Annotated in this window: 16 protein-coding genes; 7 read left to right on the top strand and 9 right to left on the bottom strand. The window is 55.5% G+C overall.

Annotation, left to right across the window (positions count from 1 at the left end; translation table 11 throughout):
• Positions 1–2: 2 nt before the first annotated feature.
• On the bottom strand, positions 3–419 hold the full coding sequence (locus AC2T28_RS14760) for a cytidine deaminase (protein WP_486748718.1): 417 nt from the start codon (positions 417–419) through the stop codon (positions 3–5).
• A gap of 127 nt (positions 420–546) precedes the next feature.
• Positions 547–1,632, bottom strand: coding sequence for a cupin domain-containing protein (locus AC2T28_RS14755; protein ID WP_486748719.1), 1,086 nt, complete (start codon positions 1,630–1,632; stop codon positions 547–549).
• 160 nt (positions 1,633–1,792) lie between these two features.
• Here AC2T28_RS14755 and AC2T28_RS14750 point away from each other — a divergent pair, with 160 nt between their 5' ends.
• Together AC2T28_RS14750 and prpE are read left to right on the top strand one after the other, a co-directional pair.
• On the top strand, positions 1,793–4,066 hold the full coding sequence (locus tag AC2T28_RS14750; protein WP_486748720.1) for an NADP-dependent malic enzyme: 2,274 nt from the start codon (positions 1,793–1,795) through the stop codon (positions 4,064–4,066).
• 267 nt (positions 4,067–4,333) lie between these two features.
• Complete coding sequence (prpE, locus tag AC2T28_RS14745) at positions 4,334–6,223, top strand: propionate-CoA ligase PrpE (protein ID WP_486748721.1); 1,890 nt, start codon at positions 4,334–4,336, stop codon at positions 6,221–6,223.
• A gap of 35 nt (positions 6,224–6,258) precedes the next feature.
• On the opposite strand, the gene AC2T28_RS14740 is transcribed toward prpE, so the two are convergent.
• Positions 6,259–6,777 carry a hypothetical protein gene (locus tag AC2T28_RS14740; RefSeq protein WP_486748722.1) on the bottom strand — a complete coding sequence of 173 codons (519 nt, stop codon included), beginning with the start codon at positions 6,775–6,777 and terminating at the stop codon, positions 6,259–6,261.
• 146 nt (positions 6,778–6,923) lie between these two features.
• On the opposite strand from AC2T28_RS14740, the gene AC2T28_RS14735 reads away from it, so the two are divergent.
• Complete coding sequence (locus AC2T28_RS14735) at positions 6,924–8,366, top strand: amidase family protein (RefSeq protein ID WP_486748723.1); 1,443 nt, start codon at positions 6,924–6,926, stop codon at positions 8,364–8,366.
• Between the two features lie 205 nt (positions 8,367–8,571).
• Here the strand turns inward: AC2T28_RS14735 and AC2T28_RS14730 are convergent, their stop codons facing one another.
• Positions 8,572–9,333 carry an NAD kinase gene (locus AC2T28_RS14730; RefSeq protein WP_486748724.1) on the bottom strand — a complete coding sequence of 254 codons (762 nt, stop codon included), beginning with the start codon at positions 9,331–9,333 and terminating at the stop codon, positions 8,572–8,574.
• 173 nt (positions 9,334–9,506) lie between these two features.
• Between AC2T28_RS14730 and glyA the strand changes: the two genes are divergently transcribed.
• The 3 genes from glyA (at position 9,507) to AC2T28_RS14715 (ending at position 12,488) form a co-directional block, all read left to right on the top strand.
• On the top strand, positions 9,507–10,802 hold the full coding sequence (gene glyA, locus AC2T28_RS14725) for a serine hydroxymethyltransferase (protein WP_486748725.1): 1,296 nt from the start codon (positions 9,507–9,509) through the stop codon (positions 10,800–10,802).
• A gap of 283 nt (positions 10,803–11,085) precedes the next feature.
• Entirely contained in the window at positions 11,086–11,619 is a 534-nt protein-coding gene (locus AC2T28_RS14720) for an RNA 2'-phosphotransferase (protein ID WP_486748726.1), read from the top strand.
• Complete coding sequence (locus AC2T28_RS14715) at positions 11,616–12,488, top strand: DUF817 domain-containing protein (protein ID WP_486748727.1); 873 nt, start codon at positions 11,616–11,618, stop codon at positions 12,486–12,488. Before AC2T28_RS14720 ends, AC2T28_RS14715 begins: the two co-directional genes overlap by 4 nt.
• 81 nt (positions 12,489–12,569) lie before the next feature.
• Here AC2T28_RS14715 and AC2T28_RS14710 read toward each other — a convergent pair whose 3' ends face one another.
• From AC2T28_RS14710 to AC2T28_RS14695, 4 genes are all read right to left on the bottom strand, one after another.
• Positions 12,570–12,857 carry a YiaA/YiaB family inner membrane protein gene (locus tag AC2T28_RS14710; protein ID WP_486748728.1) on the bottom strand — a complete coding sequence of 96 codons (288 nt, stop codon included), beginning with the start codon at positions 12,855–12,857 and terminating at the stop codon, positions 12,570–12,572.
• 72 nt (positions 12,858–12,929) lie between these two features.
• Complete coding sequence (locus tag AC2T28_RS14705; protein WP_486748729.1) at positions 12,930–13,607, bottom strand: PspA/IM30 family protein; 678 nt, start codon at positions 13,605–13,607, stop codon at positions 12,930–12,932.
• A gap of 86 nt (positions 13,608–13,693) precedes the next feature.
• The gene (locus AC2T28_RS14700) at positions 13,694–14,296 is read right to left on the bottom strand and encodes a TetR/AcrR family transcriptional regulator (RefSeq protein WP_486748730.1); all 603 of its coding nucleotides are present in this window, start codon (positions 14,294–14,296) and stop codon (positions 13,694–13,696) included.
• Positions 14,297–14,359: 63 nt separating this feature from the next.
• On the bottom strand, positions 14,360–14,725 hold the full coding sequence (locus AC2T28_RS14695) for a hypothetical protein (protein ID WP_486748731.1): 366 nt from the start codon (positions 14,723–14,725) through the stop codon (positions 14,360–14,362).
• A gap of 110 nt (positions 14,726–14,835) precedes the next feature.
• On the opposite strand from AC2T28_RS14695, the gene AC2T28_RS14690 reads away from it, so the two are divergent.
• The gene (locus tag AC2T28_RS14690; RefSeq protein WP_486748732.1) at positions 14,836–15,594 is read left to right on the top strand and encodes an alpha/beta fold hydrolase; all 759 of its coding nucleotides are present in this window, start codon (positions 14,836–14,838) and stop codon (positions 15,592–15,594) included.
• Between the two features lie 75 nt (positions 15,595–15,669).
• Here the strand turns inward: AC2T28_RS14690 and AC2T28_RS14685 are convergent, their stop codons facing one another.
• Complete coding sequence (locus tag AC2T28_RS14685) at positions 15,670–15,852, bottom strand: hypothetical protein (RefSeq protein WP_486748733.1); 183 nt, start codon at positions 15,850–15,852, stop codon at positions 15,670–15,672.
• Positions 15,853–15,898: the final 46 nt, after the last annotated feature.

Raw genomic sequence — 15,898 nt, 5'->3', positions numbered from 1 at the left:
GCTTAGCTCCGCTCCATGTGGCCAGCATCGAACTTGCCGGGCAACAGATCACCAATTGTCGTGACCTGCTCTGCGCCATCTGTTGTCGCCAGCGTTACGGTCACGTCCCCTGCCCCAAATTCGGCCAGCTTTTGGCGGCACCCTCCACATGGTGGGATTGGTGATGGGCAATCGGCAATGACAAAGACCTCGGCCAATTTGGTTTCACCTGCAGCAACCATAGCCGCGATAGCCCCGGCCTCGGCACAGGTGCCTTCTGGATAAGCGACGTTTTCGACATTGCAGCCAACATAGGTCTCCCCCGAAGCAGACCGGATCGCCGCGCCCACTTTAAAATTAGAGTAAGGCGCATGGGCGTTTTCACGTACTGCGGTGGCGGCGGTTTTCAGGCTCATGGCGATTCCCCGATTTTTGATCATCTGGTCAGAATGCCGCAGCTTACGGTAACATCAATGGGGATTTAAAGCCCTCAGCCAAAAAACGCCTGTTCTCATGGAAAAACAGCCCGCATAAGCAGGCTGTTTCTTCGTTGCGGATCAACAGTCATTAGCCAACTGCTGTGTTGAATGTCCCTGGCAAAGTCACTTCAAGCAGTTCAACATCATCCGAAGGATCGCTAAGACGGGTCTTCATTCCCGGTGGGATGACAAAGGCATCGCCCTGCTCTAGCGGGTATGACTCTCTCCCTTCTCCTTCAAGAGTGACCGTTCCGCCCATCACAAAGGTAAAGTGGATATCGGTATCATGCGTTGCCCATTGCGGCTCGCCTTCGCCACGGTGAACCACTTGCACCCCAGCCACGCCCTTTGTGTTTTCGGCAATCGAGGTATCGCGGCAGATATAACCCGGCAACCGGAAGGGAACCCAGTCGGCACCTTCGGCCTTGTTGTAAACAAACCGCTGCCCCTGCCACTCCCGGTCAGGGCGCAGATGTGGAGTTGGCAGCGTCATATCGTGATCAATCTCAGTGATATGTTCGGCCGGCACGCCGATCTCGATCACCTGCACATTATCGCTGGCCTCGAGCACCCGATGACGAATTTCAGGAGGCTGGATAAAGCAATCGCCAGCGGTCAGGCGCATCTTCTCGCCCTGATCCTCGTACACCACGTCAACCCAACCGTGGATGCAGAAGATCAACTGAAAACCAACACGGTGGAAATGCACCATATCCGGCACCGGTCCGCCATCTGGAATGCGGATGTGGCTGGCAATGATTGAACCTCCCAGCCGATCTGGAACCAAGTCGCGATAGTGCATCCCGGCACGCCCGATGATCCAGGGCGCCTGATCCTTGAGTCGACGCACCACAAATGAATGCACCGTTTCAGGCATCACCATCGGCGGATGGCGCTCTACGATTTCGATTTTTGTCCCATTTGGCGCGGTCAGTGTCCGCTGCCCATTGGCAAAACCGTCAGGATCTTCGGTCAAAACCCTCAATGTACCCGGCGCTTCTGGGGCCCCTCGTTCAATACGCAGCCGTAACCCGTGACCCGAGAAAACGGCAACACTTGGATCGTCAGCCGGATATATCATATCCATCCGCATCCCCAGAACCTTGGTATAAAAGGGAATATCCTTGCGCAGCTCATCCGTTGGCAAACGCATTTCGGCAATCGTATCAGTCATCCTTCACCCCTAAATATTTCAAACATAAAACAATCAAGTTTGATACTGCAAAGTTTGTGTTCACATTTCAAGAAGCCATCCCATATTGTGGTGCTAAAATCCGCTGTTTCCCAGACGTACAAATTAGTTTAACACTAAACTACATCTTTTGGAGCGCCCTATGTCCGACACTCAGAACCTGCGTCAAGCGGCGCTTCATTATCACGAGCATCCACAGCCCGGTAAGCTTGAGATCCGTGCCACCAAGCCAATGGCCAATGGTCGTGACCTGGCGCGCGCCTACTCTCCCGGTGTTGCCGAGGCTTGCCTTGAGATCAAAGCGGACGCTGCAAACGCTGCCCGCTATACAACGCGTGGCAATCTTGTAGCTGTTGTCACCAACGGATCCGCTGTTCTTGGGCTGGGTAATATTGGCGCGCTGGCCTCAAAACCGGTGATGGAAGGCAAGGCTGTACTGTTCAAGAACTTTGCCGGCATCGACTGCTTTGATATCGAAGTGAATGAAAGCGACCCGGAAAAACTGGCGGATATCGTCTGCGCGCTAGAACCAACCTTTGGCGCCATCAATCTAGAAGACATCAAAGCCCCAGATTGTTTCATCGTTGAAAAACTGTGTCGCGAGCGGATGAACATCCCGGTGTTCCACGACGACCAGCACGGCACTGCCATTGTGGTTGGGGCGGCTGCCAGGAACGCATTGCATGTGGCCGGAAAATCCTTTGAGGACATCAAGATCGTTTCCACAGGTGGTGGCGCTGCGGGCATTGCCTGCCTGAACATGCTGCTGAAACTAGGCGTTAAACGCGAGAACATCTGGCTGTGTGACATTCACGGGTTGGTCTATGAGGGCCGGACCGAGGATATGAACCCGCAAAAAGCTGCGTTTGCCCAAGCATCAGACAAACGCACTCTGGACGATGTCATTGACGATGCCGACCTGTTCCTCGGCCTGTCTGGTCCCAATGTCTTGAAGCCAGAGATGGTTGCCAAGATGGGTGAACGCCCAATCATTTTTGCCCTGGCCAACCCCACGCCAGAAATCATGCCGGACGAAGCGCGCAAAGTGAAACCGGACGCGATCATCGCCACCGGCCGCAGCGACTTCCCGAACCAGGTCAACAACGTCCTGTGCTTTCCGTTCATTTTCCGCGGTGCTCTGGATGTTGGCGCCACCGAAATCAACGACGCCATGCAGATTGCCTGTGTCGAAGGTATTGCCGAACTGGCCCGCGCCACTACATCGGCCGAGGCAGCCGCAGCCTATAAAGGTGAACAGCTGACGTTTGGCGCCGACTACCTGATCCCCAAGCCGTTTGACCCGCGTTTGGTCGCTGTGGTGTCTTCAGCCGTGGCCAAGGCTGCAATGGAAACCGGCACTGCCACCCGACAAATTGATGACATGGATGCCTATCAGCAAAAGCTGAACCAGTCGGTGTTCAAATCTGCCCTCCTCATGCGGCCGGTATTTGACGCGGCCCGCGTGGCGTCACGCCGGATTGTCTTTGCCGAGGGTGAGGACGAGCGGGTATTGCGCGCTGCCCAGGCGATTTTGGAGGAAACCACAGAAACCCCAATCCTGATTGGCCGCCCCGAGGTTATCGACGCACGTTGTGAAAAGCTGGGCCTGGATATCCGCCCCGGCAACGATTTTCAAATCGTCAACCCCGAGAACGATCCACGGTATTACGACTACTGGAACAGCTATCACCGCCTGCTGCAGCGTCAGGGCGTGACCCCTGATATTGCCAAGGCAGTCATGCGCACCAACACCACCGCCATTGGCGGCATCATGGTGCATCGTGGCGAGGCCGACAGCCTGATCTGTGGGACATTTGGCGAGTACCGTTGGCACCTGAACTATGTGAACCAGATGCTGAGCGGCAACAGCTATGAACCCCACGGCGCCCTGTCGATGATGATCCTCGAAGACGGCCCACTGTTCATTGCCGACACCCATGTCCGGATTGAGCCGACACCAGAGCAAATTGCCCAATCTGTAATTGGTGCGGCACGTCACGTGCGCCGTTTTGGCATCGAGCCTAAGATCGCGCTTTGCTCACAATCACAGTTTGGCAACACAAGCTGCGATACCGGTGCCCGCTTGCGCGCGGCAATAGAAATACTGGATGGGAAACAGCGCGATTTTGTCTACGAAGGTGAGATGAACATTGACACCGCGCTGGATGCCGACCTGCGCACGCGGATTTTCCCCAACTCACGTATGGAAGGCGCAGCCAATGTGCTGATTTTTGCCCATGCTGACGCGGCAAGCGGCGTGCGCAACATCCTGAAAATGCGTGCAGATGGTCTTGAGGTTGGTCCAATCCTGATGGGCATGGGCAACCGCGCCCATATTGTCTCCCCATCGATCACCGCCCGCGGCTTGCTGAATATGGCTGCCATCGCTGGTACCCCGGTGACGCATTACGGCTAACAGGCCGGTCTAAAAACTGTGCTCCGCCGACTCTTGGCGGGGTGCAAAGATTCGTTACCCCTTTGCATCGGCAGGTTAGCAGATTTGCAAAACCTCCACTCTGAACTGTAAAACTCTGCGAACCTTAGGTGTTTGCAAAAATTTGCAGCCACTCCCCCAGGCAAACTGCAAATAAATCGCGATAATCTGACGCTGTTTGGCGCTGATCCCTTGCTCGGATGTGCAACTTACTTCTAACTCATTGCAACGTGTTAGGAGGAGCACCCCATGTCATACAAAGAGCTCTATGAAGGCTGGAAAACCGACCCCGAGGGGTTCTGGATGCAGGCTGCCGAATCCATAAGCTGGGACCAGCCTCCAAGCAAAGCCCTGTTTGGCGATGACGCTCCCCACTACGAATGGTTTGCCGATGCCAAGGTGAACACCTGTTACAATGCCGTTGACCGCCACGTCGAGAACGGCCGTGGCGAGCAGACGGCGATTATCTACGATAGCCCGATTACCCAGACCAAACGCGAGATTTCCTATGTTGAGCTGCGCAACCGGGTTGCCAGCCTGGCTGGGGCGTTGCGGGCCAAAGGCGTGGAAAAAGGGGATCGTGTCATCATTTACATGCCGATGATCCCCGAAGCCCTAGAGGCCATGCTAGCCTGCGCCCGAATTGGCGCCATCCACTCGGTGGTGTTTGGCGGCTTTGCTGCCAACGAGCTGGCCATTCGCATTGACGACGCCAAACCCAAGGCGATCATTGCCGCGTCTTGCGGGTTAGAACCAAACCGCGTGGTGCATTACAAGCCCTTGTTGGATGGAGCCATTGATCTGGCCGAGCATAAGCCGGACTTTTGTGTAATTTTTCAGCGCGAGCAAGATGTTGCGCTGCTGGTCGAAGGCCGCGACGTCAACTGGCATGGGTTCCAGTACGGCGTTGAACCTGCCGACTGTGTCCCAGTTGAGGGCAACCACCCGGCCTATATCCTCTATACATCCGGCACCACCGGGCAGCCCAAGGGCGTGATCCGTCATACAGCTGGCCAACTGGTCGCGCTGAACTGGACCATGAAGAGCATCTATAACGTTGATCCCGGCGATGTGTTCTGGGCTGCGTCAGATGTGGGCTGGGTCGTGGGCCACAGCTACATCTGCTATGCGCCATTGATTGCGGGCAACACCACAATTGTGTTCGAGGGCAAACCCATCGGCACCCCAGATGCGGGCACTTTCTGGCGGGTGATCTCCGAACATAAGGTTAAGAGTTTCTTCACCGCGCCAACCGCGTTCCGGGCTGTCAAACGTGAGGATCCAACCGGAGAGTTTGTAAAGAAATACGACCTATCGAACCTGGGCCAGGTCTATTTAGCCGGTGAACGTGCCGATCCGGATACAATCCTTTGGGCCCAAGAACACCTTGGTGTGCCGGTGGTGGATCATTGGTGGCAAACAGAAACCGGCTGGTCGATTGCCGCCAACCCGCTGGGGGTCGAGGAACTGCCCACCAAACTTGGCTCGCCCGCGGTTCCAATGCCCGGTTACGAGGTCGAGATCCTGGATGAAGGCGGCCACCCTGTCGCCAATGGAGAGTTGGGGGCTATTGCAATCAAATTGCCGCTGCCTCCGGGGACCCTCCCGACCCTTTGGAACGCGCCCGAGCGCTTCCAATCCAGCTATCTTAACGCCTTTCCCGGCTACTATGAGACTGGCGATGCCGGGATGAAGGACGACGACGGCTATCTTTATATCATGGCGCGCACCGATGACGTCATCAACGTCGCTGGCCACCGGCTGTCTACCGGTGGCATGGAAGAGGTACTGGCCGGACACCCGGACGTTGCCGAATGTGCCGTGATCGGCGTAACCGACCAGCTCAAAGGTCAAATGCCGGTGGGCTTCCTGTGCCTGAACGCCAATACAACCCGGGACAACGACGAGGTGGTTGCCGAAGTGGTCAAGCTGGTGCGTGAAAAGATCGGCCCGGTCGCTGCATTCAAACTGGCCGTTGTTGTAGATCGCCTGCCAAAGACGCGGTCAGGCAAAATCCTGCGTGGCACCATGGTGAGCATTGCTGATGGTACCGAATACAAGATGCCCGCAACCATTGATGATCCGGCAATCCTGGATGAAATCAAGACAGCGCTCCAAACAATTGGCTACGCAACGTGAAAAAGCGGGCGGCGTCTCAGGCGCCGCCCAAGCCGTTAAGGACGTAACTTTGGTGGCTGAGCAAAGAACCGGACCTCTGTCGTTCGGTTGGGCAGCACTTTCCCAGCCGCGTCATGAAATCGAACTTCAAACCGCGATCTACCTAGTTTGAAGTAACCGACGCAAACCTGACCCATATTCAAGTATTCCTTGCGCACAAATTGTGTTGCCGCATCCAATTCATGCTGTGCACGCGTTCCTGTCGCGGTCAGTTGTGCCTTCTCTTGATCGCCGCAGATCCAGCCATTTCTTATCTCATAACGCGCGTTTGCATTAAAACGGATGACCGGCGCAGTCCCCAGATTGAACTGTGAATCGTTGACTAGAAATCCGTTTGAAATCTCCATTTTCGCGATTGATGTACAGGTTTTGCTCTTTCGGTCGTACTGACCACACTCGTAGGGCTTAGAGGTGGTTTCCCCTAAAACCTGTTCAATCGGTACGAACTCTCCCTGCGCAAAGGTGGCACTGGAAAGAGCAATAAGGAAAAGGCTGAAGAATGCAGTTCTGGTCATATGTCATATCTCAAATGTGAATATTTCGAATAGAGACCTGAAATCGCTCTATTGGCAAGGGAACACTCCGTCACTTTACTCAACAGCCCGGATTCGCTTGCAACTCTCCGACACCAGCCTAACCTGCAGCTCAGGAGATTAGTGATATGACAAGCAACGACATTTGGCGTCTTAGCGCCAGCGAAATTGCCACCCGCACCCGCGCTGGTGATCTGAGCGCAGAGGACAGCATCGCCGCCTCGATCGATCGTATGAATGCGGTTAACCCTGCCCTAAACGCCGTGGTCGAAGACCTAAGCGACGAGGCCTTAGAACGGGCAAGGAACTTGGATAAGGCGCGCTCATCTGGCACGCCTTCTGGACCACTGCACGGCGTACCTGTGACCATTAAGATCAACGTCGACCAAGCAGGACATGCGACATCAAACGGGGTGGCGGCGCTCAAGGATCTGATCGCCTCCGCTGACGCACCCATCGTCGAAAACCTGCAAAAAGCCGGGGCCGTTGTAATCGGGCGCACCAATACGCCTGAGTTCTCGTTTCGCGCGGATACCGACAATCCACTGCATGGCCGCACCCATAACCCCTGGGGGCGACATATCTCCCCCGGTGGCTCCTCCGGAGGAGCTGGGGCCTCGGTCATGGCCGGTATTGGTGCTCTGGCGCATGGGAACGATATTGGCGGAAGTTTACGTTTCCCCGCGGCGGCCAACGGCGCGGTGACTGTAAAGCCGGGGTTAGGACGCGTGCCCGCTTATAACCCCAGTCAATCTGCTGAACGGGGCATGCTGGCGCAATCCATGTCGGTGCAGGGTTTGCTGACCCGTTGCGCTGCAGATCTCCATCTGTCGATGCCAACCATGATCGCGCGTGACCCACGCGATCCGTTTCATGTCCCCCTGCCCTGGCGCGGCGCTCCGATGGAGGGGCCGATCAAGGTTGCCTTTACCAAGAACACCTTTGGGTATGATCTACACCCTGAAGTCGAGGCCGCACTGGACACGGCCCGCGATGCATTGATTGATGCGGGATACGTCGTAGAAGAGGTGGAGCCGCCCAATGTGTTTGATGCAGGCCGCGCCGGCTATCGCGCCCTGATGGGTGAGGTCTGGTCGCTGATGAAGAAAGACGTTGACGCCGCAGGGTCTCAGACCGTGCGAGATATTTTTTCGGTCTATTTTCAGGAATTCCCGCCATTTCTGGAAAATGAACTTTTGCAGATGATGGCCAAGCGGACATTTTATGCGCGCGAATGGTCTTTGTTCCTAGAACAGTACCCGCTGGTGCTGACTCCGTTTTTACCACAGCCGTTTTTCAGACCAAACCGCGACACCGAAGGCGCCGAAGGCGTGCACGAGGTGCTGGGCTGTGCGGTTTATTCCTATGCAATGAACTATATCGGCCTTCCGGCTGCCTGCGTTCCGTCAAGACTGGCCAACTTGCCGCAAGGACCGCAACCAATCAATGTTCAGATTGTCGCGCAGCGCTGGCGCGAAGACCTGGCTGTGGACGCCTGCGCCGCAATCGAAGCACGGGTGGGGCGCATGTGTGATCTGTTGTGGAAGCGGATGGAACACGCAACCTCTTGAGACAAAAGCAGCAAGTTTTGCGGGCACAGCAAAATGCGCGGGCGTGAGTTCAAAGCCTCACGCCCAACGCTTTTCTACCAAACATACTCGTTCACAACAAACCAACCTAGACAAAGAGGTCGGTGCTGCTTCCAGCCAGTTTGAGGTAGGGCTAAAGTGAACCATGTCGCCGATGCTATATTCACGTTTCCGTGAACCTCACTTCTTAGGAAAACTGCTCGGAGATTAGCCGCTCTTCCAACCCGTGGCCGGGGTCGAACAGAATTTTATGCTGCACATTGGTTTCGGTGCTGATCTCCACCCAGTCTATATTAGCAATAGACTTAGAAATAGAGTCCGCATCTGCATTTACAGGGCGTTTTTCGGCATCCAAAACATCGAATCGTACACTGGCATTGCTGGGCAACAATGCGCCACGCCAACGCCGTGGTCGAAAGGCAGCAACCGGTGTCAGAGCAAGCACATCCGAGCCAATAGGGACAATCGGACCATGTGCAGAGTAGTTATACGCAGTTGACCCGGCTGGTGTTGCAACCAGCGCCCCATCACAAACCAACTCGTCCAATCGCTCGCGCCCATCTACTGAAATTTTCAGCTTGGCCGCCTGAGGACCGGCGCGCAGCAAAGACACTTCGTTGATGGCCAGCGCCTGATGCAAAACGCCCTTACGGTCCATCGCACGCATGGAAAGTGGGTTGATGATTTCCTCTTCAGCCGCATGCAACCGCTCGATCAACCCGTTTTCATCGTAGACGTTCATCAGAAAGCCAATTGTTCCGCGGTTCATACCATATACCGGGGCCGGTAAGTCGACGGTGGCATGCAGGGTATGAAGCATGAACCCATCGCCGCCCAAGGCTACGATCACATCAGCTTGATCAGGATCAACGTTGCCGTAACGGGCCGTCAGAACATCAAGCGCATTCTGAGCGACAGGTACCTGACTGGCTAAAAAGGTGATTCTCATATCCACAAAAACAGTTTCCGGTGTTGCGCAATTGGTTCCGAAACAATCACACCTTTCCCCAGATAGCCAGACTTGCCGCTCTGACGCAGGGATTCGTCGCTTTACAGGCTTTCCGACCTGCAAAGTTTCCTATAGGAAATCGCCAAATCCAGTCTAACAAAAACGGTGCCCTCATGTCCCAATCCTCCCGTGACCCCGGTTTTTTCACCCAGTCGCTCGCCGAACGCGACCCTGACATTTTTGCATCGATCACAGACGAGCTGACCCGCCAGCGCGACGAGATTGAACTGATCGCCAGCGAGAACATCGTTTCCGCAGCGGTGATGCAGGCACAGGGCACTGTTCTGACCAACAAATACGCCGAAGGTTACCCAGGTCGCCGCTATTATGGCGGCTGCCAACATGTTGATGTGGTTGAAGATTTGGCCATTGATCGCGCCAAACAGCTGTTTGGCTGTGAATTTGTCAACGTTCAGCCGAACTCTGGCAGCCAAGCCAACCAGGGCACTTTCCAGGCTCTGATCAAGCCCGGCGACACCATCCTTGGCATGGATCTGGCCTCGGGTGGTCACCTGACCCACGGTGCACGCCCCAACCAATCGGGCAAATGGTTCAACGCAGTATCCTATGGCGTGCGTCGTGATGACAACCTGATCGATTATGACCAGGTCGAAGCACAGGCCAAGGAGCACCAGCCCAAGATGATCATCGCTGGTGGTTCCGCTATTCCGCGCCAGATCGACTTTGCTCGTTTCCGCGAGATTGCAGACATGGTTGGCGCCTATCTGCTGGTCGACATGGCACATATCGCAGGTCTGGTTGCTGCGGGTGAGCACCCCTCGCCTTTCCCACACGCCCATGTCGCAACTACCACAACCCACAAAACCCTGCGTGGTCCACGTGGCGGCATGATCCTGACCAACGATGCTGAAATTGCCAAGAAACTGAACTCGGCAATCTTCCCCGGCATCCAGGGCGGCCCACTGATGCACGTCATCGCGGCCAAGGCCGTGGCCTTTGGTGAGGCGTTGCAACCAGAATTCAAAACGTACCAAAAGCAAGTGCGCGCAAATGCCGTGGCCCTTGCTGATCAGCTGATCAAAGGTGGTCTGGACATCGTCACCGGTGGCACCGACACCCACGTCATGCTGGTTGACCTGCGCCCCAAAGGCGTAACCGGCAACATTGCTGACAAGGCCCTGGGCCGCGCGTACATCACCACCAACAAAAACGGCATCCCGTTTGACCCGGAAAAGCCAATGGTCACTTCAGGCCTGCGTCTGGGCACCCCGGCGGGTACCACCCGTGGCTTTGGTGAGGATGAGTTCCGCCAGATCGCCGATCTGATTGTCGAAGTTGTCGACGGTCTGGCCGCCAACGGCGAAGAAGGCAATGCCGAGGTTGAAGCAGGAGTGCGCGCCAAAGTCGCTGATCTCTGCGCCAAGTTCCCGCTGTATCCGAACCTGTAAACGTCGGAATTAAAAACATCGAAACCGCCATGGCCCTTGGCTGCGGCGGTTTTTTCGCGCCCAAATGCTCCCGCGCCCTGGTCCGGCATCAAAGATGCCAGACCAAAGGCCTTGGGCCCAGCAACCCTGCGGGCTGTGTTCTCCGAGTTTCGCAGCCGCGCCGCGCCGCGCCCCAGCGCGGCGCCCGGCCCAACAGTTCTGCCTGTCGTAGACTGGTAAAACTGGCGGGAGCGGCCCCACTCGGTACTGGACCGCAATGCGATCCGCTGGTTAAGTGCCCCTCATGGATAAGAATGAATTAAAAGCCCGCAGCAAATTTCTAAGTTATCTGCTTCGCCACAAGCCAGAAACCCTGCAATTAACAATGGACCAACAGGGGTGGGTTTCCATCGATGAGATCATTGCCAATTCTGAACAGCCCGTGTCGCGCGAACAGATAGAGGAAGTCGTGCAAACCAATGCCAAGCAACGGTTCGCCATTTCCACCGATGGTCAAAAGATCCGCGCCAATCAAGGGCACTCCATTCCGATTGATCTGGGCTTGCCAGCCTGCCGACCGCCGGACGTTTTGTTTCATGGCACCGCTGAGACCAATCTAACAGCCATCCGCACCGAAGGCCTGACCCGGCAATCCCGACACCACGTGCATCTTTCACCCGATCCCGATACAGCCCGCCAGGTTGGTATGCGACACGGCAAACCAGTCGTACTTCTTGTCGAGGCGGCGAAGATGCATGCCCAGGGTCACAGCTTCCTGTTGTCTGAAAATGGTGTCTGGCTTTGCGATCACGTGCCGCCTGCGTTTTTGCGTCAATGACCTCTCAAGCCAATTCCACCCGCCAGCTTGAGCGCCGCCTTGGCGACTGGATGCGGGCCAGATTGCCACGCGCCCTCAGTGAATTTGTCATGTTCACCCTAAAACAGGGGTGGGCTGCGCTATTTGGTATGCTGTTGTTGATCGGCATGATCTTCAGCAGTCAGATCTGGCAGACGGATTGGCCCCTTGCCCGCTATGACGCCCTACTCGCCTACGCCCTGGCATTGCAGGTCTTGTTTCTGACCACAGGCATGGAAAGCTGGCGTGAGGCACGGGTGATCCTGCTGTTCCATATCACGGGTACGGTGATGGAGGTTTTCAAGGTCAATATGGGCAGCTGGGGCTATCCCGGCGATGGCCTGCTAAAGCTTTGGGGTGTTCCGCTTTTCTCGGGGTTCATGTATGCGGCAGTTGGGTCTTACATGGCACGGGTGATCCGATTGTTTGACATGCGATTTGCCCCCTACCCGCCATTCTGGATCACGGTGGTTCTTGCAGTAGCGATCTACGGAAATTTCTTTGCCCACCACTATCTGCCCGACATCCGGCTGGCACTGTTTGCGGCCACGGTCATTCTGTTTGCCCGAACCCGAATCTGGTTTCACATTGGCAACAGCAGCTACTGGATGCCTCTGCCACTGGCGGCGTTCTTTTCCAGCTTTTTTCTGTGGGTCGCCGAGAATGTGGGCACCAGAACCAAGACCTGGATTTATGCTGGTCAAGACAGTCACCAAATGGTCAGCTTTGTCAAAATGGGATCGTGGTATCTGCTGCTATTTGTGAGTTTTGTCACTGTGACCGTGGTGTTGCGAGATGCCCTATCGGTCAAGCCTTTACACGATACCAAGCTGACCAAAGCCCGCGTTTAGTTTCACCTTACGACAGGTTGTCGATTTTCAACACAAAACGCCCGAGACATGTCTCGGGCGTTTTGGTAGAGTTCAATTCAATCAGATCTGGGACTTGGGATCGCTCAGTGCCTCTTCCAGAAGCTTTTCATTGCGTGCCTCCTCGATACGGCTGATACGGTCCGAGCTGGAGCGGTGGTCAAAACGGTACTTCACCACATTGATCAGGCTGATGGTCAGCAACAGCACACCCATGGCCCAATACCCTTTTGTCGCCAATGGCACCTCGGTCGACAACCACAGAGAGATTGCAAGCAATCCATAGGCCAGGGCAACGCCGGCGCCGTTCAGCATGATGATCAGTTTATTATCGCTATTTTCATTATACATTTTCTGTTCCACTTCCTAAAATATGGGCCTCTGATAGCCCGAAACTGTGACTGATTTATGGTTGTGCTAGGGTTACTTTTCGGCCTTAAGGCGATCCAACACACTGGCAGCCGAACTGCCGCTACGCTTGCCAAATCCAGCATCTGCCAGATCTTCGGCGATTGTGGCGTGACCAAGATCACCATCTATCTCTCGCAGAATTTCGCCCTGCTCGAACGGATCATCCTGATCCATCACCCGAGCAATCAAGGCTTCGGCTTCTTCCATTGGGCTGTCTCCTCCCAGATGTTTGTTCAGCTTACGTTGTATATTCTGCTCTCGCTTGGTCGCACGGGCCGACATTGCGCCCTGCTTCAGATCCACGATACGACGGTTTGCAGTTTCTACCGATTGGCGCAGCTGCATGATCCGGCGTTCCAATCGCTTCAATGTCTGGCGGCGTACGGTCAGTTCGTTTTCCATCTCGGCAACGGCCTGGGCGGCGGTTTGGGCCAGGTCTTCGCGGTCACCGTCCAGCGCCTCTTTGGCCCGCGACAGTAGATCCGCGACGCGCGCCTCTAGTGTTTCGATCTGGCGAATTTCAGCACGCTGGCGCTGGATCAAGCTGGCCAATGTCAGCTTGGCAGCTTTCAGGCTCCCCTCTGACTCTCGGATTTTCTGATCAATCAATTCAATCGAGAATGTATCACGCAACTGCTCTTCGGCGCGGGCATTTGCACCAACAAATAAAGTTCTCAAAGTACCAAACATTTCGCCCTCCAATTCAGTGAACATCGTTCATGAAAATAGCTATAGCGAATCCTTGAACGGCGTTCAAGTGCAAAAATGAACGGCGTTCAAATTTTATTCTGGCCTATCTGATTCAGCAGCTGAGCAATCATCACTTCAACCTGCGCAAGCGGTACAGCCGAGATCCGTTGCTCAAGCCCCAACAGCACGATCCCATGCACCGAAGAGAACAGCGCCCGCACCATCAAGTCCAATTCCTTGTGGCTGTGATCTGGGAACAGTTCAGAAACCGGACGTGCAATGTGGGAAAACAGAGCTTTCAACGCCTGTAAATACCAGTCTGGCACCTGATCATCTGCGCGCATCTGCAAATCAAACAACGCCCGCCACAGGTTGGTGTTCTCCGAAGCAAAGCCCAGGTAGGCGTTGCTCATCAATATCAGACGGTGGTTCGCAGGCGCCTTCCCTGCCCCATCAACCGAACTGGCAACCACCTGCCCCAGTTTTTTGAACGTCCGCCCGTTCACCGCCATGATCAACGCATTGAGATCGTCATAGGCGGTGTAAATTGCGCCCACTGCGCAGCCAGCATCTTTGGCAAGATCACGGGCCCGCAATGCAGCCGCGCCATCGCGATCTATTCTTTGTTCGGCGGCTTCTACCAGTTTTTCACGCAGATCTGCTCGGCGCTGCTGGGCTTTGGTGGTCATGTCTTCCCCATGTCTTGAACTTGGTTCAAGTTAACTTTGCCAGTCGCAGAAGAAAAGATAGGATCAGATCAATCCGCGCCAGCGCAGAACAACCAGCAACAGCACAATGACCGCAAGGATCGAAAACGCTATGCTGCCCAGGATGTCCAGAACCCGCCCTTTGCGACGATCCGCCAGGTCGATCGATTTCAGATAGTCCCGGACTTCACGCGCGGCTTTGTGGAGAGCAGTTTCATCCAGGGTCAATCTTAGCTTGGGGTGGTCCATCAAAGGAACAGCCTTGGCCAACAGCATGCCTTGATTGAACACCCGTCGCGGCAGCCTGCGACGGGCTTTTTTTAACGCCACAACCAGATCGCCACCGGCATGTTCACGCGCTTTCAGCAGTTCACGAACTTCGGCAATGTCTTCGGCGATCGTCTGGGCCATTCTGGCACTCTCCTGTGTGAAACCTGCGCCACACTACCCCTTGCTGTGGCAGGGCTCAATACACCCTATTGGGGCTGGCAGCGCGGCATCAGCGTCGTTATCAAAGGGGCATGTTAAACACGATCACTCATGGCACAGCCACCGACAAACCCGCCCTATTGATTGCGCACGGCCTTTATGGTTCTGCACGCAACTGGGGCGTCATTGCCAAGCGTCTTTCAAACGAGCGACAGGTTATCGCCGTCGACATGCGCAACCACGGCCACAGCGCTTGGGAGGCGAGCCATACCTACCCTGAGCTGGCACAGGATCTGGCCGATGTGATTGATGCGCAGGGCGGACCAGTGGACGTGATCGGTCATTCGATGGGCGGCAAGGCAGCGATGATGCTGGCGTTAAACCACCCCGACCGCGTAAACCGTCTGCTGGTTGCTGACATCGCACCAGTTGCTTATTCGCACAGTCAGATCCAGTTTATCAAAGCTATGCGCAGCGTCGATCTGGCCAACTTGCAACGCCGCCCCGAGGCGGAACAGCAACTGGCTGCAGCTGGTGTGGAACCTGCTTTGCAGAGCTTCTTTACCCAGTCGCTCGACATCCCCAACAAACGCTGGCGGCTGAACCTGGACACACTGGCAGACCAGATGCCCAACATCATGTCTTTCCCGCAGACTGAGGCCTCATGGCCTGGCTCGGTGCTGTTCCTGTCTGGGGCAAATTCTGACTACGTCTTGCCCGAGCATCGCGACGTCATCCGCGCCCGTTTCCCGCAGGCTCGTTTTGCCAAGATCCCGGATGCCGGTCACTGGCTTCACGCCGAAAAGCCCCGCGCCTTTGAAGACACCGCGCGAATTTTCCTGAACGCCTAAACTTGGGCATTCCTGAACGACAATGGGGCGGAGTATTATCCCCGCCCTTTTTCATTTGCCATGACCTGACTATGCTCAGGCGTTTACGATCTGACGCGCAACCAGCCAAGACACTGGAAGGGCCAGCATTGCGCCCACTGCTGCAGCCCCAAATATGGCCGGTACTGAAACAAGCCCAACCACCAAAACCGCGATTACGCCCATGCCGGCCAGGCTGGTGGCAATCAGGGAATAAAGTATCATCGCAAGGCGCAACATTGGCCTCTCCTATCTGTTGATCATATCCTGACCAACAGATAGCCCC

Source organism: Parasedimentitalea nitratireducens (assembly GCF_057444295.1).
Note: the sequence above shows the minus strand (reverse complement) of the source record. Positions and strands in the feature narration are given on the sequence as shown.

What these genes read in the sequence shown, in the direction of transcription:
- AC2T28_RS14740 (WP_486748722.1), bottom strand. Translation starts at nt 6,777, where the DNA reads ATGACCAGAACTGCATTCTTCAGCCTTTTCCTTATTGCTCTTTCCAGT.
- AC2T28_RS14750 (WP_486748720.1), top strand. Translation starts at nt 1,793, where the DNA reads ATGTCCGACACTCAGAACCTGCGTCAAGCGGCGCTTCATTATCACGAG.
- AC2T28_RS14760 (WP_486748718.1), bottom strand. Translation starts at nt 419, where the DNA reads ATGATCAAAAATCGGGGAATCGCCATGAGCCTGAAAACCGCCGCCACC.
- AC2T28_RS14710 (WP_486748728.1), bottom strand. Translation starts at nt 12,857, where the DNA reads ATGTATAATGAAAATAGCGATAATAAACTGATCATCATGCTGAACGGC.
- AC2T28_RS14700 (WP_486748730.1), bottom strand. Translation starts at nt 14,296, where the DNA reads ATGACCACCAAAGCCCAGCAGCGCCGAGCAGATCTGCGTGAAAAACTG.
- AC2T28_RS14685 (WP_486748733.1), bottom strand. Translation starts at nt 15,852, where the DNA reads ATGTTGCGCCTTGCGATGATACTTTATTCCCTGATTGCCACCAGCCTG.
- prpE (WP_486748721.1), top strand. Translation starts at nt 4,334, where the DNA reads ATGTCATACAAAGAGCTCTATGAAGGCTGGAAAACCGACCCCGAGGGG.
- AC2T28_RS14735 (WP_486748723.1), top strand. Translation starts at nt 6,924, where the DNA reads ATGACAAGCAACGACATTTGGCGTCTTAGCGCCAGCGAAATTGCCACC.
- AC2T28_RS14720 (WP_486748726.1), top strand. Translation starts at nt 11,086, where the DNA reads ATGGATAAGAATGAATTAAAAGCCCGCAGCAAATTTCTAAGTTATCTG.
- AC2T28_RS14695 (WP_486748731.1), bottom strand. Translation starts at nt 14,725, where the DNA reads ATGGCCCAGACGATCGCCGAAGACATTGCCGAAGTTCGTGAACTGCTG.
- AC2T28_RS14690 (WP_486748732.1), top strand. Translation starts at nt 14,836, where the DNA reads ATGTTAAACACGATCACTCATGGCACAGCCACCGACAAACCCGCCCTA.
- AC2T28_RS14715 (WP_486748727.1), top strand. Translation starts at nt 11,616, where the DNA reads ATGACCTCTCAAGCCAATTCCACCCGCCAGCTTGAGCGCCGCCTTGGC.
- glyA (WP_486748725.1), top strand. Translation starts at nt 9,507, where the DNA reads ATGTCCCAATCCTCCCGTGACCCCGGTTTTTTCACCCAGTCGCTCGCC.
- AC2T28_RS14755 (WP_486748719.1), bottom strand. Translation starts at nt 1,632, where the DNA reads ATGACTGATACGATTGCCGAAATGCGTTTGCCAACGGATGAGCTGCGC.
- AC2T28_RS14730 (WP_486748724.1), bottom strand. Translation starts at nt 9,333, where the DNA reads ATGAGAATCACCTTTTTAGCCAGTCAGGTACCTGTCGCTCAGAATGCG.
- AC2T28_RS14705 (WP_486748729.1), bottom strand. Translation starts at nt 13,607, where the DNA reads ATGTTTGGTACTTTGAGAACTTTATTTGTTGGTGCAAATGCCCGCGCC.